General features: G+C 42.6%; 11 protein-coding genes and 4 tRNA genes. All 15 read left to right on the top strand.

Annotation, left to right across the window (positions count from 1 at the left end; all coding sequences use genetic code 11):
* Positions 1-20 precede the first annotated feature (20 nt).
* The 15 genes from dsbC to VRK28_RS05045 all read left to right on the top strand — a co-directional run bounded on the left by dsbC (position 21) and on the right by VRK28_RS05045 (position 14051).
* Complete coding sequence (gene dsbC / locus VRK28_RS05115) at positions 21-755, top strand: bifunctional protein-disulfide isomerase/oxidoreductase DsbC (protein WP_054560813.1); 735 nt, start codon at positions 21-23, stop codon at positions 753-755.
* Positions 756-832: 77 nt separating this feature from the next.
* Positions 833-2554: a single-stranded-DNA-specific exonuclease RecJ gene (recJ, locus tag VRK28_RS05110; RefSeq protein ID WP_332393603.1), complete on the top strand. Its 1722-nt coding sequence runs from the start codon at positions 833-835 to the stop codon at positions 2552-2554.
* A 143-nt stretch (positions 2555-2697) separates the two neighbouring features.
* Positions 2698-3796 (top strand): peptide chain release factor 2 gene (prfB, locus tag VRK28_RS05105; protein WP_105181232.1). Its coding sequence is split into 2 segments (ribosomal slippage): positions 2698-2772 and positions 2774-3796, totalling 1098 coding nucleotides; the frame shifts between segments, so codons are not numbered across the junction.
* Between the two features lie 26 nt (positions 3797-3822).
* Complete coding sequence (gene lysS / locus VRK28_RS05100) at positions 3823-5358, top strand: lysine--tRNA ligase (protein WP_063528740.1); 1536 nt, start codon at positions 3823-3825, stop codon at positions 5356-5358.
* 252 nt (positions 5359-5610) lie between these two features.
* Positions 5611-5808, top strand: a complete 198-nt coding sequence (locus VRK28_RS05095) for a hypothetical protein (protein ID WP_055020963.1) — start codon at positions 5611-5613, stop codon at positions 5806-5808.
* 112 nt (positions 5809-5920) lie between these two features.
* A tRNA-Ser gene (locus tag VRK28_RS05090) sits at positions 5921-6013 on the top strand.
* A gap of 38 nt (positions 6014-6051) precedes the next feature.
* Positions 6052-6128, top strand: a tRNA-Arg gene (locus VRK28_RS05085).
* 168 nt (positions 6129-6296) lie between these two features.
* Positions 6297-6373, top strand: a tRNA-Arg gene (locus VRK28_RS05080).
* Between the two features lie 98 nt (positions 6374-6471).
* A tRNA-Arg gene (locus tag VRK28_RS05075) sits at positions 6472-6548 on the top strand.
* A gap of 479 nt (positions 6549-7027) precedes the next feature.
* The gene (locus VRK28_RS05070; protein ID WP_156426463.1) at positions 7028-8464 is read left to right on the top strand and encodes an alpha/beta fold hydrolase; all 1437 of its coding nucleotides are present in this window, start codon (positions 7028-7030) and stop codon (positions 8462-8464) included.
* Positions 8448-9320 carry a hypothetical protein gene (locus tag VRK28_RS05065; RefSeq protein ID WP_062564901.1) on the top strand — a complete coding sequence of 291 codons (873 nt, stop codon included), beginning with the start codon at positions 8448-8450 and terminating at the stop codon, positions 9318-9320. The genes VRK28_RS05070 and VRK28_RS05065 overlap by 17 nt, the downstream gene beginning before the upstream one ends.
* Positions 9321-9531: 211 nt before the next feature.
* Positions 9532-10779, top strand: a complete 1248-nt coding sequence (locus VRK28_RS05060; RefSeq protein WP_253049020.1) for a hypothetical protein — start codon at positions 9532-9534, stop codon at positions 10777-10779.
* Between the two features lie 28 nt (positions 10780-10807).
* Positions 10808-12184 carry an SH3 domain-containing protein gene (locus VRK28_RS05055; RefSeq protein WP_062564903.1) on the top strand — a complete coding sequence of 459 codons (1377 nt, stop codon included), beginning with the start codon at positions 10808-10810 and terminating at the stop codon, positions 12182-12184.
* Between the two features lie 8 nt (positions 12185-12192).
* Positions 12193-13305 carry a mandelate racemase/muconate lactonizing enzyme family protein gene (locus VRK28_RS05050; RefSeq protein WP_062564904.1) on the top strand — a complete coding sequence of 371 codons (1113 nt, stop codon included), beginning with the start codon at positions 12193-12195 and terminating at the stop codon, positions 13303-13305.
* Complete coding sequence (locus tag VRK28_RS05045; protein WP_082710872.1) at positions 13302-14051, top strand: L,D-transpeptidase family protein; 750 nt, start codon at positions 13302-13304, stop codon at positions 14049-14051. The genes VRK28_RS05050 and VRK28_RS05045 overlap by 4 nt, the downstream gene beginning before the upstream one ends.
* Positions 14052-14075 lie beyond the last annotated feature (24 nt).

Here is a 14075-nt window from a genome sequence, read left to right as displayed (position 1 = left end):
GATCAGGATATAGGATATTTATGAAAAAGTTAGTTTTAGCCACAGCACTACTAGGCACAAGCTTAAATGTGTTTGCCAATGGCGTATCAACAACAGATGCTGCTGATGCCCCTATTATTGCTAAGTTTGCTGAATTAGGCGTAACCGTTAAGCAAATCAACCCAAGCCCAGTGGCAGGCCTTAAAGAACTAATTACTGATAAAGGCGTGCTGTACGCAAGCCCTGACGGTCAATTTCTAATGCAAGGAACACTGATTGACCTTAATAACCGAGTTAATCTAACAGAGCATGCACTGAGCGATGTACGTAAAGAAGGCATTGCTGAGTACGAAGACTCAATGATCGTTTACAAAGCGAAAAACGAAAAGCATTCAATCACAGTCTTTACCGATATTACCTGTGGTTACTGCCGTAAGTTACACCGTGAACTTGATGATTTCTTAGATGCGGGTATCACGGTTAAATACCTAGCTTTCCCACGTGGGGGCTTACGTGGTAAAGGTTACCAAGATCTAATGAATGTATGGTGTGCTAAAGACCCTGCTGAAGCGTTAACAGAAGCAAAAGCGGGTGCAGAAGTCGCAGACGTGCCAGGTTGTAACGCGCCAATTGCTGAGCATTACCAACTAGGTCAAAGCTTTGGTATGTCGGGTACTCCAGCAATTATTTTAGAAGATGGCACCATGATCCCAGGTTATCAATCAGCTGCGCAAATTAGCCAAGCGCTTGATGCCTTACCAAAAACATCTTCATAACTGATTTTTTAAACGAAAAGGCCTATTTTTCGTAGGCCTTTTTTATTTGTATTAAGCAAAGAAGTACCATTTCCGACATGGAAAAAATAATTCAAGCTCGTCCTCATGTTGATGATTCGCATTTACCACACCATTTACACCCTGTAATTAAGCAAATATATGCGACTCGACAGGTGCAAAGTGCCACCGAACTCGATAATAGCGCTGCGACATTACATGACTTTAAGTTGTTTAAAGATATCGACAAAGCTGTGGTGCTATTGCAACAAGCCCTCGCGGCTCAAAGTCGCGTGTTAATCGTCGGTGACTTTGATGCCGATGGCGCAACCAGCACAGCAACCTTAATGCAAGGTCTTGCTATGTTTGGCTTAAAGAACCTTGATTACTTGGTACCTGACAGATTCAGCCTAGGTTATGGCTTAAGTCCTGCGCTTGCTGAGCAAATAGTGACTATGCAACCCGAGCTGGTGATCACTGTTGATAACGGTATTTCATGTATAGATGGCATTGCAATTGTTAAGCAAGCGGGTATTAAAGTGCTGGTAACTGACCACCATTTGCAAGGTGAAGCTCTGCCAGATGCTGATGCCATCGTGAACCCGAATCGTCATGACTGTCAGTTTCCATCGAAATCAATAGCAGGCGTTGGGGTCGCTTTTTATCTGCTTATTGCTTTACGTAGCCACTTACGTGAACAAGGATATTTTCAGCACAACCCAATGCCAAATTTGGCTGAGTTACTTGATATTGTAGCCCTTGGTACCGTTGCCGATGTGGTCGCGCTTGATGCCAATAACCGAACCTTAGTCCATCAAGGTTTAGCACGTATTCGCAGTGGTAAAACACGCCCAGGTATCAGTGCCTTAATCGAAGTGGCAAATCGTAATGCTGCCCGTTTAAGTGCCAGTGACTTTGGCTTTTCATTAGCGCCACGCTTAAATGCTGCAGGGCGTCTTGATGATATGAGTTTAGGTATAGCCTGTTTGTTATCAAGCGATATAAATCAAGCACGCCGAATTGCCGGTGAGCTCGACAGCCTCAATCACGAGCGCCGTGAAATAGAGCAGGGCATGCAAACGGAGGCACAAGCTGTGCTTGACCGTTTAGCATTTAAAACTGAGTCAGTGCCTGATGCCATTTGTTTATATCAAGCTGATTGGCATCAAGGTGTGATTGGTATTTTGGCTGGCCGCTTAAAAGAAAAGTATCACCGCCCGACGATTATTTTTGCAGCGGGCGATAACGGCGAAATAAAAGGCTCTTGCCGCTCCATTGAAGGGCTGCATATGCGTGACTTACTTGAGCGAGTAAATACGCTCTATCCGCATTTAATCAGTAAATTTGGTGGTCATGCTATGGCGGCCGGGCTGAGTATCAATGAGCAATGTTTTACTGAATTTAAAACCGTGTTTGAGCAAATGGTAACAGACACACTCACTGAAGAGCATAAGCAAAGTATTTTACTTACTGATGGTGAATTACCTAATGAGTGCTTTTCGATGGAGTTTGCCAACTTACTAAAAAATGCCGGCCCCTGGGGGCAGCAATTTCCAGAACCAGTGTTTGAGCATGTATTCGAAGTGATACAGCAGCGCATTGTCGGTGAAAAACACTTAAAACTAGTTTTAAAACATCAGTCTGGACGATTAGTTGACGGCATTGCATTTGGTGTTGATGTGCGTGCATGGCCAGATACCGAAGTGCGTTATGTGAAAGCTGCTTATCAACTCGATATAAATGAATTCCGTGGTAAATTCTCGTTACAGTTGATTATTCGAGAGCTACAAAAAGCGACATAAAAATATCGTTATAATCGACATAAAAGGCTAATAAAACGCTCGGTTTTTTGTTAAAATCGGGCGTTTTTAATATTTGTAGATAATTTACCGTATTTATTGTCGATAACGGTGCGCGGTAAATCAGCCATTTTGGAGTAATGTACATGTTTGAAGTGAATCCTGTGATTAATCAAATCAAGGAAATTCGCGAACGTACTGAACTGCTTCGGGGGTACCTTTGACTACCCTCTTAAGAAAGAGCGGTTAGAAGAAGTTAACGCAGAACTTGAAGATTCAGCAGTGTGGAATGAGCCAGAGCGAGCTCAAGCACTTGGCCGTGAAAAGTCGGCACTCGAAGCTATCGTTGAGACCATTGATAATCTAGTGTCAGGTACCGAAGATGTTGAAGGTTTAGTCGAGCTTGCTGTTGAAGCAGAAGATGAAGAAACCTTCGCAGAAGCCGAAGCTGAATTAGGCGATTTAAACGCACAGCTTGAAAAGCTAGAGTTCCGTCGTATGTTCTCAGGCGACCATGACCAAAACGATGCTTACCTTGATTTACAATCAGGTTCTGGCGGTACCGAAGCCCAAGACTGGTGCAACATGCTACTACGTATGTATTTACGTTGGGGTGAAGCAAAAGGCTTTAAAGTTGAACTGGTTGAAGCAACTGATGGTGATGTGGCTGGTATCAAAGGCGCAACAGTGCGCTTTGTTGGCGAATATGCATACGGTTGGTTACGTACAGAAACAGGTGTTCACCGTTTAGTGCGTAAGAGCCCGTTCGACTCAAGTGGTCGTCGTCATACCTCGTTTGCATCGGCATTCGTTTACCCAGAAATCGACGATAATATCGAAATTGATATTAATCCGGCAGACTTACGTATTGACGTTTACCGCGCATCAGGCGCCGGTGGTCAGCACGTAAATACAACAGAATCTGCGGTTCGTATTACGCATATACCAACTAACACTGTTGTACAGTGCCAAAATGAGCGTTCACAGCACAAGAATAAAGACCAAGCAATGAAGCAGTTAAAAGCGAAATTGTTTGAGCTTGAAATTCAAAAGCAAAATGCTGAGAAACAAAGCCAAGAAGATGCTAAATCTGATATTGGCTGGGGTAGTCAAATTCGTTCATACGTACTTGATGACTCGCGTATTAAAGACTTACGTACAGGCGTTGAAAACCGTAATACACAAGCGGTTCTTGACGGCGACTTAGATAAATTTATTGAAGCCAGCCTTAAATCTGGCCTATAACCACCAAGCTAAAAAAGAGCTAAAAAATGACTGATCAAATCCAAGACGAAAATAAGTTAATCGCTGAGCGTCGTGGCAAATTAGACGCAATCCGCGAAAATTGCCCAGCCAACGGTCATCCAAACCAATTCCGTCGTGAACATTACACGGCTGATTTGCAAGCTGAGTTTGGTGATAAATCGAAAGAAGAATTAGTTGCTGAGCAACACGTTGTATCAGTAGCAGGTCGTATTCTTGCAAAACGTGGTCCTTTCCTTGCGTTACAAGACATGAAAGGCCAAATTCAAGCGTACGCATCAAAAGACGTACAAAAAGAATTAAAAGCAAAATATGGTCAACTTGATATCGGTGACATCATCGGTGTTAAAGGCGCACTAAATAAATCAGGTAAAGGTGACCTATACGTAGAAATGACAGAGTACGAGTTACTGACAAAGTCATTACGTCCGTTACCAGAAAAATTCCATGGTTTATCTGACCAAGAAACTAAATACCGTCAACGTTATGTTGACTTAATTACTAATGAAGCGACGCGTGAAACCTTCCGTATTCGCTCAAAAGTTGTTGAAGGTATCCGTCGTTTCTTAGCTGATCGTGACTTCATGGAAGTTGAAACGCCGATGTTACAAGTGATCCCGGGTGGTGCGTCTGCACGTCCATTCGTAACACACCACAATGCACTTGATATCGATATGTACTTACGTATTGCCCCTGAACTTTACTTAAAACGTTTAGTTGTGGGTGGCTTTGAGCGTGTATTCGAAATCAACCGTAACTTCCGTAACGAAGGTTTATCAACGCGTCATAACCCAGAATTCACAATGATCGAATTCTACCAAGCATACGCTGATTACATTGACCTGATGAACATCACTGAAGACATGCTACGTACTGTTGCGACAGACGTACTTGGTACACCAATTGTTGTAAACACAACGAAAGATGAAAATGGTGAAGTGGTTGATTCAGTAGAGTACGACTTTGGACAACCTTTTGCTCGTTTAACAATGAGCGAGGCTATCCTTAAGTACAACCCAGACTTTGATGCTGCGGTATTTAATGACCCTGAAAACCATTTTGAAGAACTTAAAGCGTACGCGAAGCAAGTACACGTTAAGATCCCAGAAAACTGCGTATGGGGCCCAGGTAAATTCTTATGTGAAATCTTCGAAGAGACAGCTGAGCATAAGCTAATTCAACCGACTTTCATTACCGCTTACCCGTGGGAAGTATCTCCACTTGCACGTCGTAACGATGAAAACCCGTTTGTAACTGACCGCTTCGAATTCTTCGTTGGCGGCCGTGAATTAGCAAATGGCTTCTCTGAGCTTAACGATGCACAAGACCAAGCAGAGCGCTTTACTCGTCAAGTTGAAGAGAAAGACGCTGGTGATGATGAAGCGATGCACTACGATGATGACTATATCCGTGCATTAGAATACGGCTTACCACCAACAGCGGGTGAGGGTATTGGTATCGATCGTCTAGTGATGTTATTTACTGACTCACCAACAATTAAAGACGTGATCCTATTCCCACACATGCGTCCTCAAGCTGATTAATCAGCTAAAAGTCTTGAAAACGCCGCTTTTTAGCGGCGTTTTTGTTATCAGAAATTTCTGATTTTTATTGCTCTCAATTTTAATACTCAATTGTAATTAGCTGATCTAAAAAGAAATGCTGAATTAGTCTTCCAACAAAGTTACTAAGTTGTAAAATTTTTCTACAAATACAAAGGCCAATAGTATTATTTTTAGCCAAGATATGACATCATTGCGCAATTCTCGTTCAATGTATAAATGGACTTAATAATAATGACTAAAAAGCCTTCGCCGTTGCCTACAGATACGAACAAAAGCGAGCATCAACGTGAAGATTTTTATCGTGCTTGCATAGCCGAATTCCAACAATTGGGTTATCAAGATCAATACCTCGCAGAGTTAACTGATGAACTAATCCCATTGACGGGTCTTGAGCCGTTGAGTGATAAAGAAAAAACGGCGAAAGGATAAACAAAAACAAGCTGTTTAGGCTCGTTATGGACAATCTATAACCATCTATGCTATTTTCCTTGAAAAGTGTTTGACATATTTCCTGAAATCTTTATTATACGCCCCACAAGACGGAGAGGTGGCCGAGTGGCCGAAGGCGCTCCCCTGCTAAGGGAGTATAGGGTTTGTAGCTCTATCGAGGGTTCGAATCCCTCCTTCTCCACCATTTTTCCTAAAATGGCATGTCTTGAAAGTAATATGTGTGGACGCGTAGCTCAGCTGGATAGAGTACCTGGCTACGAACCAGGCGGTCGGAGGTTCGAATCCTCCCGCGTCCGCCACTTTTTACTTTAACTCTGCATCGAGTATAAGATGTTAGTAAATTTGGTCGGAGGTTCACTCTTTCAAGAGACGTCCCGCAACCGCCACTTTTTACTTTGACTCTGCATCGAGTATAAACTTGAGTCTCTTGCTAAGAGAATAAATTAGCAATATTCAAATGTGCGTGTGGACGCGTAGCTCAGCTGGATAGAGTACCTGGCTACGAACCAGGCGGTCGGAGGTTCGAATCCTCCCGCGTCCGCCACTTTCTCTTAGAAAGTGACATAAGCCGACAAGCTGTCGGTTTTTTTGTGTCTTTAAGATACAGTCAATGCAAGACTTAAACATGCATCATCACACTGCGGACGCGTAGCTCAGCTGGATAGAGTACCTGGCTACGAACCAGGCGGTCGGAGGTTCGAATCCTCCCGCGTCCGCCACTTTTCTCTTAAGTAGAGTTAAAGTGACATAAACCGACGAAAGTCGGTTTTTTTGTGCCTGCAATTCGCGTAGGAGCGACTTCAGTCGCGAACATCACGCTCCCACACCCCAAATTAAACCCCAACTCAAAATGCAAAAATGCACCCCGTAGGCGTGAAACTTGTTTCGCGCGCATCACGATGCTGTCGCCATAAATGACGACCTACAGGTAGGAGCGACTTCAGTCGCGAACACCTCACTTCCACTCCACAAATAAAACCCCCAACTCAAAATACAAAAAATGCACCCCGTAGGCGTGAAACTTGTTTCGCGCGTATCAAGATGTAGTCGCCATGAATGATGATCTACACCTCTCACATCTTGCTATCTATCCCAGAATAACCATTTCTCTATATTAGGTTCATGCTCATGCATTATTTACATTTAACAGACAAAGGGTACAATCTCGCTAATATAATAATAATTAAACCAATATCCCTTGCGTCTATTTCATTTATTCTTTTTTTATTGCATTTTGCTTGGTTCGTTTGCTGCGCAAAGCGAGCCAGTTGCATCACAATCAACACCATTAAACCAACAACAAATCCAAGCACTCAAATTTGAATCTCCAATTAAAGCAGATTGGTTGTTTAGTACTTACCAAGAGTCCGTATTTAATTCATCAATTTTGGTCTTAGAGGCCGGTGATAAAAAGTCGCCGCCTTTGCTGCTTGTGCATGGTTTAGGCGTATTAGGTATGCAAGATTGGTTTGGGGTTATGCCTGAACTCACTAAGCATTATCATGTTATTGCGATTGATTTACCTGGTTTTGCTCACTCAGAAAGCCCCGAAGGGCGTTACTCTCCTCGCAATTATGCTGCTGTACTGGCGGAAGTGGTCGATCACTATATTGCTGAACCAACCACGGTTGTGGGTCACTCGATGGGGGGCGCGGTCAGCCTGTATTTTGCTGGCAAATACCCGGAGAAACTCAATAAACTGGTGCTAGTCGACGCAGCGGGTATCTTACATAAAGTGGCATTTATAAAGCCTATCTCCAACGTACCTAAGCCTAATACTAAGCTACCTAAATTTCTCTCAACTAAGTTAGCTCAGCTCAATGATTTTACAACCGGACTCATTGAAGAAGGGACGATTGATTCATACCTGACAGAGTTATTGCAGCGTAGTGATGGTGCGTGGAAGCTAGTAATGGGTGAAACACCAAATATGAATGCAGCGCTGAGTTTAGTTGAAGAAGACTTTAGCGAGATTGTCAGCAATCTGAAAATAGAAACACATATTATTTGGGGTGAAGAAGATGCCGTCGCTCCATTACGAACTGCAAAAGTATTGAACAGCCAGCTAATCAATAGTGATTTAGCTACTTTGCCTGATGTGGGTCATGTGCCAATGAAGCAACAGCCCAGCCAGTTTTTAGCTTTATTAAATAGTGCATTAACTGGGGAAGTTAAAAAGCCAGCCAGTGCAGAAGTTTCTGATAAACAAATCGAGACATTTCATTGTGAAGATCAGCACAGCCGCAAGTTTTCAGGCCATTACCGTCATATGATCATTGAAGACTGTAATAATGTGTTACTTAAAAATGTGGTTGCTGAATCTATCCGTATTAAAGATTCTTTAGTGAGATTAGAAAATGTAAGCTTATCAGGGGCTAAACTCGCTTTGAATATTAAGCGTTCTGTGGTTGAACTAACCAATGTCACTATTACGGCACAACAAGGTGTAAAACTGAATGAAAGCCGATTTGATGGTGCTGGTGTGCAAATCAATGCATCTGAGCATGCAATAAGCGTTGTCGATGACAGTAATATTATATTCTCGTTAAGTAGAATCCATAGCCCGATATACCAAGGTTTGGCACATGATGCCATAGAAGTAGAAAAAGGAATTATTGATGACCGCTTTAAATAGCATCCCTTTTGTTAAATTAGCAGCGTGCTCGCTGTTTTGTGTCGCTTTACTAAGTGGTTGCAAATCAACAAAGACTGAGCAACAACAATATGCTGATCTACAAGATAGTTTTAGTTATGAAACGTACAGGGGAGTGTCGAATACCAGTGTCGATACCATTGCTTATGGTTATAACAAACTGCAAAAAGAACAGTTAGAGCAAATAGGTGCAATTGAGCCAACACTGACTCATGCCATGATGAGCTACATTTTGAGCCTTGGTGTAAGTAAAGATTTTGCAATTGCAGAAAGCGACTTAGCGCTTGCTAAAGCGACTGATATGCGGGGTAAATATTTAGCATACAGTGCTCAGTCTTTAGCTTTTTATAACAAAGGCTGGCGTAAAATGGCTAAACAAAAAGCTGACTTCATTCGCACCGATCCTTTGTTTGCGACAGTGAGCCAGAGCTATCCAAAAGAGCAGCTTATTTCTTATCTTATTATTGGCAGTGTTGCAGTACGCGATGGTGACCTAGCGACAGCACAAAACATGTTTTATGTGATTGGTGAGCAGATTGAAAAACCCTGGTTACCAAGCTTAGCAAAAGCGTTAACGATAACCCTAAATGGCTCAACAATAGACTCATTAATCATGCTAAAAGATATCAGCACAGATCCCTCTTTAAACGGCTATGAACGTGAGAAAATAGCCGAGCTGATGGATGTTGCGCAAAGCAAATTAAGCGATAAAAAGAAGCGTCAAAAAATCACCTATATTGCTGACGATTTCTTTCTCGACCGCATTAAGGATAAAAGCTCAACGCTATATCGTGATTTGATCACTGACTTACAAAAATACACTGAGCAAGTTCTGTAATCTCTTTATAAGTTGAGTGTAGTTTCACACTCAACTTCACCTAAATCCTCACTGTTTCAAATCCTTTACGCATTAAAACCGAGTTAATTTGCTTCACGGTCAATTTGTGTTAGATTTAATAAAATATTCCAAAAATAATAACAAGTGGGAATTTTATTTTATGTATGCGAAAGGTGCATATCAAAAACGGCTGGCTATAAGTTGCGGCTTGATGCTTTTGACTGGTTGTGAAGCGAACACAGAAAAAGCCCCATTAACCGACCAACAATACTTTGAGCAAGTAATGTTAGCACCCGCTATTTTGCCAAAAGACTTATCTAATAGCGGCTGTTTATCACTCGAAAATGAAAGCAACCTGCAAGGTTATAAATCAGCGGCTGAGGTTAATTACCAGCAGGCGGGTTGGCAAAACAGAGTTGCGGCCGATTGGCAGTATTTTTTAGCCCCAGAGCAACCGGGCAAGCTACTCCTAATCGATTATCAAGTTCAATCTGGGCAATTAGCTTACCGGTATTTAAGTGACGGCAGCCACAATGAGTTGTATGAACCTTGGAGTTCATCAAAAATTCAAGCGTTTAGCGGTGCGCTGTCAAAAGTAAGGCAATCCCACCCAGAGCTTGGTGCAGCTTCTTTTGCCGGTGATATGGCACTGGCTGATTTGATCAGCAGTATTAATAGTTACGAAGCATTTGGCAAAGCCGATGGTAATTCAAATGCGATAGCCAGCTATTTTGTCAATGTGGCAGGGCGCGAATATTTACGTGGGCTTTTTAATGATGGCTGGCTAAAACTAGAGGATGAGCGTTTGTTATTTAACGGCGCATATGGCTCAGAGCAGTTTATTCCATCAGACGAATACTGGCATAACCCTGCCAATAATGAGCTTGATGCAAAGATACCTCGATACAAAGCAAGCAGTGATGATCCTGGCTATTTAGGGTATCGTTGTGAGAGTTGTGGTTTAACGGGCAACAAAGCAATGACCACACTTGCTCAAGCGGAATGGTTAAAACGTCTGGTTAGTCATCAGCGTGAACCAAGTACGCAAATGCCTTATTTACAAGCAAGTGATGTTGATGTGCTACTTAACGGCACAGGTCATACAGATGAACATGCTCCTGTAGGCGGTATGATTGTGGGTATCAGTCATATCGTTACAAATGCATTGGCAAATGTTATTGCGCCAAATGATAGTCGCTCTGCAAAAGAAGTGCTCGATAGCGCAACGAATGGGCAATGGCGTGTTTGGCAAAAAATTGGCTGGGGGCCAAGTGAAACGCGCTCCACCACAGAAACCGTAATGTTGGCACATGTGTGTTTAGGCAATTACCAAGGTGGTCGTGAGTTTACGTTTAGTGTACAGCAGTCAACTTCGGGGGCCGACGAAGCCAATTTGCCAATAGTCGGTAAGCAAATGCAGCAAAAGTTGCAGCATGCTTTTACAAAATTATTAGATTAACGCGTTCAATAAGAATTAAGGTACAGCTATGCGTCGTTCAATTATCGCTTTATCAATTACTTTAGGTGTTGCTTTTAGTGCACCTATGCATGCTGAGGGTTGGCAATCAGATGTTATCGGGGTCACGCACTCACAGCTTTCGCCCAGCTACTGGCTAGCACAAGGTGCATCGGCAAAAGTGATCATGACAGAGGCGCAAATTGCAGCCTTCAACGAGAAATTAATTAAAGAAAATAAATACATTGTTGATCCTCTTTCATTTCAAAAATCGCTCACTAAAGACGAGTTAACAAGCGCCATTCATTCGGCAAGTTCAATTCCAAAAAGCCCGCGCTTTTTTACCGACGGCCGCCAACTCACTGCGAAAGACTTTGCCAAATATCAGGAAAACTTAAACCTTAATAAGGTCGCAGATAACAATGAGGTACGTTTTGCTGTAGTCGTTAAGCGCACTGCATTACGTACTTTTCCAACTTGGGATCGGGTTTTAAATAGCGGCCTTGATCAAGACTTAGATCGCTTTCAAGAAAGCGGGATGTTTCCGGGCGAAGCGGTTGCTGTATTACATCAAAGCGCAGATAAAAAATGGTTGTTAGTACGTGCTTACAACTACCTAGCGTGGACGCCTGCCGAAGATCTTGCCTTTGCTGATGCAGATAAAATAAAAGCCTATCGTGAACAAGATGACTTCTTGGTTGTAACCGGTGCAAAAGTAAATACTGCTTATGTGCCAAATGATGAAGGCCTCTCAGAAGTTCAGCTCGATATGGGAGTGCGCTTACCATTAGTTGATAGTGAGCAAGTACCGTATTTGCTAAATGGTCAAAATAGCTATGCTAGCCATGTTGTACAGTTACCAACCCGCGATGAGCAAGGCCAACTTGTTATTAAACCTGCGATGATCAGTAAAACTGCCGATGTAAATTTAGGCTACCTAGACTACAACGAACAGAATCTAATTAAACAGGGCTTTAAGTTTTTAGGTGAGCGTTATGGTTGGGGTCATGATTATAATGGCCGTGACTGCACTGGGTTTGTTGGTGAAATTTATAAGAGCTTTGGCCTACTAATGCCGCGTAATTCAGGGCAGCAAGGCAGTAGTGAATACGGGCAAAATAATCGCTTTGATAAAAATACAGCGGCGGATGCTAAGTTGCCAAAGGTTAAAAACATGGCGATTGGCGATCTAATTTATATTCCGGGTCATGTAATGATGTACCTAGGGGAGCATCACGGTGAGCCTTATGTTATTCATGACGTTAAAGGCTTAGGTTATAACAAAGGCGATGGTAGTTTTTATAGTAGTGCCTTGAATGGGGTGTCGGTCACGCCATTATTGCCACTTAGATTATCTCAAGAAACCAGCTACTTAGATCGTATTTATAACATTAAGCGTATTCGCTAGAGGCCAATATGAAAATTAAAGCTGTTCGCTTTGCAAAGCTCAAAGTGCCATTAGTTACCCCATTTAAAACAGCACTGAGGGAAGTGAGTTTTATTGAGGATTTAGTGGTTTTAATTGATACCGAATGTGGCCAAATTGGCTATGGCTCTGCGGCCTCAACTCCGGTTATTACAGGCGATACCCATCAAGGAATGATAGCGGTCATTCAGCAGTTTATTGCCCCTAAATTAGTGGGGCAAGAAATCGAAAACATTAACCAGCTTACCCACATTATTCAATCAACGGTGGTTGGTAACAGTAGTGCAAAAGCAGCGTTAGAGTTGGCGGTTTATGACTTGTGGGGCAAGCTCTATCAAGCGCCTTTATATAAGTTACTTGGCGGTGGAAAGTCAGCGCTGAAAACCGATATCACCATTAGTGTCGGTAACATAGATAAAATGCTCAGTGATTGTCAGCGAGCGGTTGAGCAAGGTTTTGATGTATTAAAAATAAAAATCGGTAATAACCTTGATCAAGATATTGAACGAGTAAAAGCAATCCATGCAGGGTTTGCCGCTAAGGCGCAGCTGCGTTTAGATGTAAACCAAGGCTGGAATGCCAAGCAAACTGTGTTTGCACTACAGCAACTTGAGCAAGCAGGCGTGGTATTAGAGTTGGTTGAGCAGCCAGTAAAAAGCAGTGATATTCAAGGGCTCAAATATATTACTGAGCGAGTGAATACCCCGATTATGGCCGATGAAAGCGCCTTTTCACCGAAGCAAGTGATCCAACTTTTAGAGCTTGGCGCAGTTGATATTATCAATATTAAATTAATGAAAACGGGCGGCTTAAGCCGAGCAATTGAGATTGCTAATATCACAGCCCAATACCAAGCAGAGTGTATGATAGGTTGTATGCTAGAGGGCAGTATTGCCGTAGCTGGTGCTGCACATTTAGCCTCTGCCAAAGCACAGCAAATCAGTAAAATCGATTTAGATGGCCCAGCCCTTGGTCAGTATGACCCAGTGCAAGGGGGCGTTGAATTTAGCGGTCCACAAATACGCTTATCGGATGCCCCTGGTCTTGGCATTGAATCAATAACGGGGCTTGAACTTATTACAAACGGAGTATGGCCAGCATGAAAAAACTAGTCAGTCTTATTGCAGTTATGAGTTTATCGGCTTGTGCCAGCAAAGAGTTACCTAAACCTGTTATTGATAACAGTCATAAACAACTTGTGGTGGTGGTCGCTAATGATAGTGATGCCATTGATGCCACTCTTTATCGCTTTGAAAAAACCGCTGGCAGCTGGCAACAACAAGGCCAGCAACACGCGGTGGTACTAGGTCGTACTGGCCTTGCGTGGGGAGTGGGGCTGCATCCTGCACAGCCAGGTCAGCAAAAACAAGAAGGCGATGGTAAAGCGCCAGCAGGTATTTTTGAACTTGGTACTGCTTTTGGTTATTTAGATTCATTGCAAACGAACCTCAGTTATCAAGCAATGACAGCAAATGATTATTGTATCGATGTGAAAGGCTCACCGTTTTACAACCAATTGGTTGATAAAACACAAGTTGGTGAAGACGCCGTAAAAGACTCTTCAGAGTGGATGCGTCGTGATATATACAGCCAAGATAATCTTTATAAAAAAGGCATTGTTGTTAAGCATAACCCAAGCAATATCAATGGTGCGGGTAGTTGTATCTTTATGCATTTATGGCGGGCACCAAGTAAGCCAACAGCAGGTTGTACAGCAATGACAGAAAGCGATATGGATGCTCTACTTGCTTGGTTAGATGAGCGTAAAAAACCGTTATTAGTCAGCTTAACCAAAGCGCAATATCAACAAAAGCAAAGTCAGTGGCAATTACCTAACTTAGCTAAATAAAAATAATAAAATAAAAGTATTTTA

The organism is Pseudoalteromonas sp. P80D2 (assembly GCF_036680945.1).
Taxonomy (GTDB): Bacteria; Pseudomonadota; Gammaproteobacteria; order Enterobacterales; family Alteromonadaceae; genus Pseudoalteromonas; species Pseudoalteromonas shioyasakiensis.
Note: the sequence above shows the minus strand (reverse complement) of the source record. Positions and strands in the feature narration are given on the sequence as shown.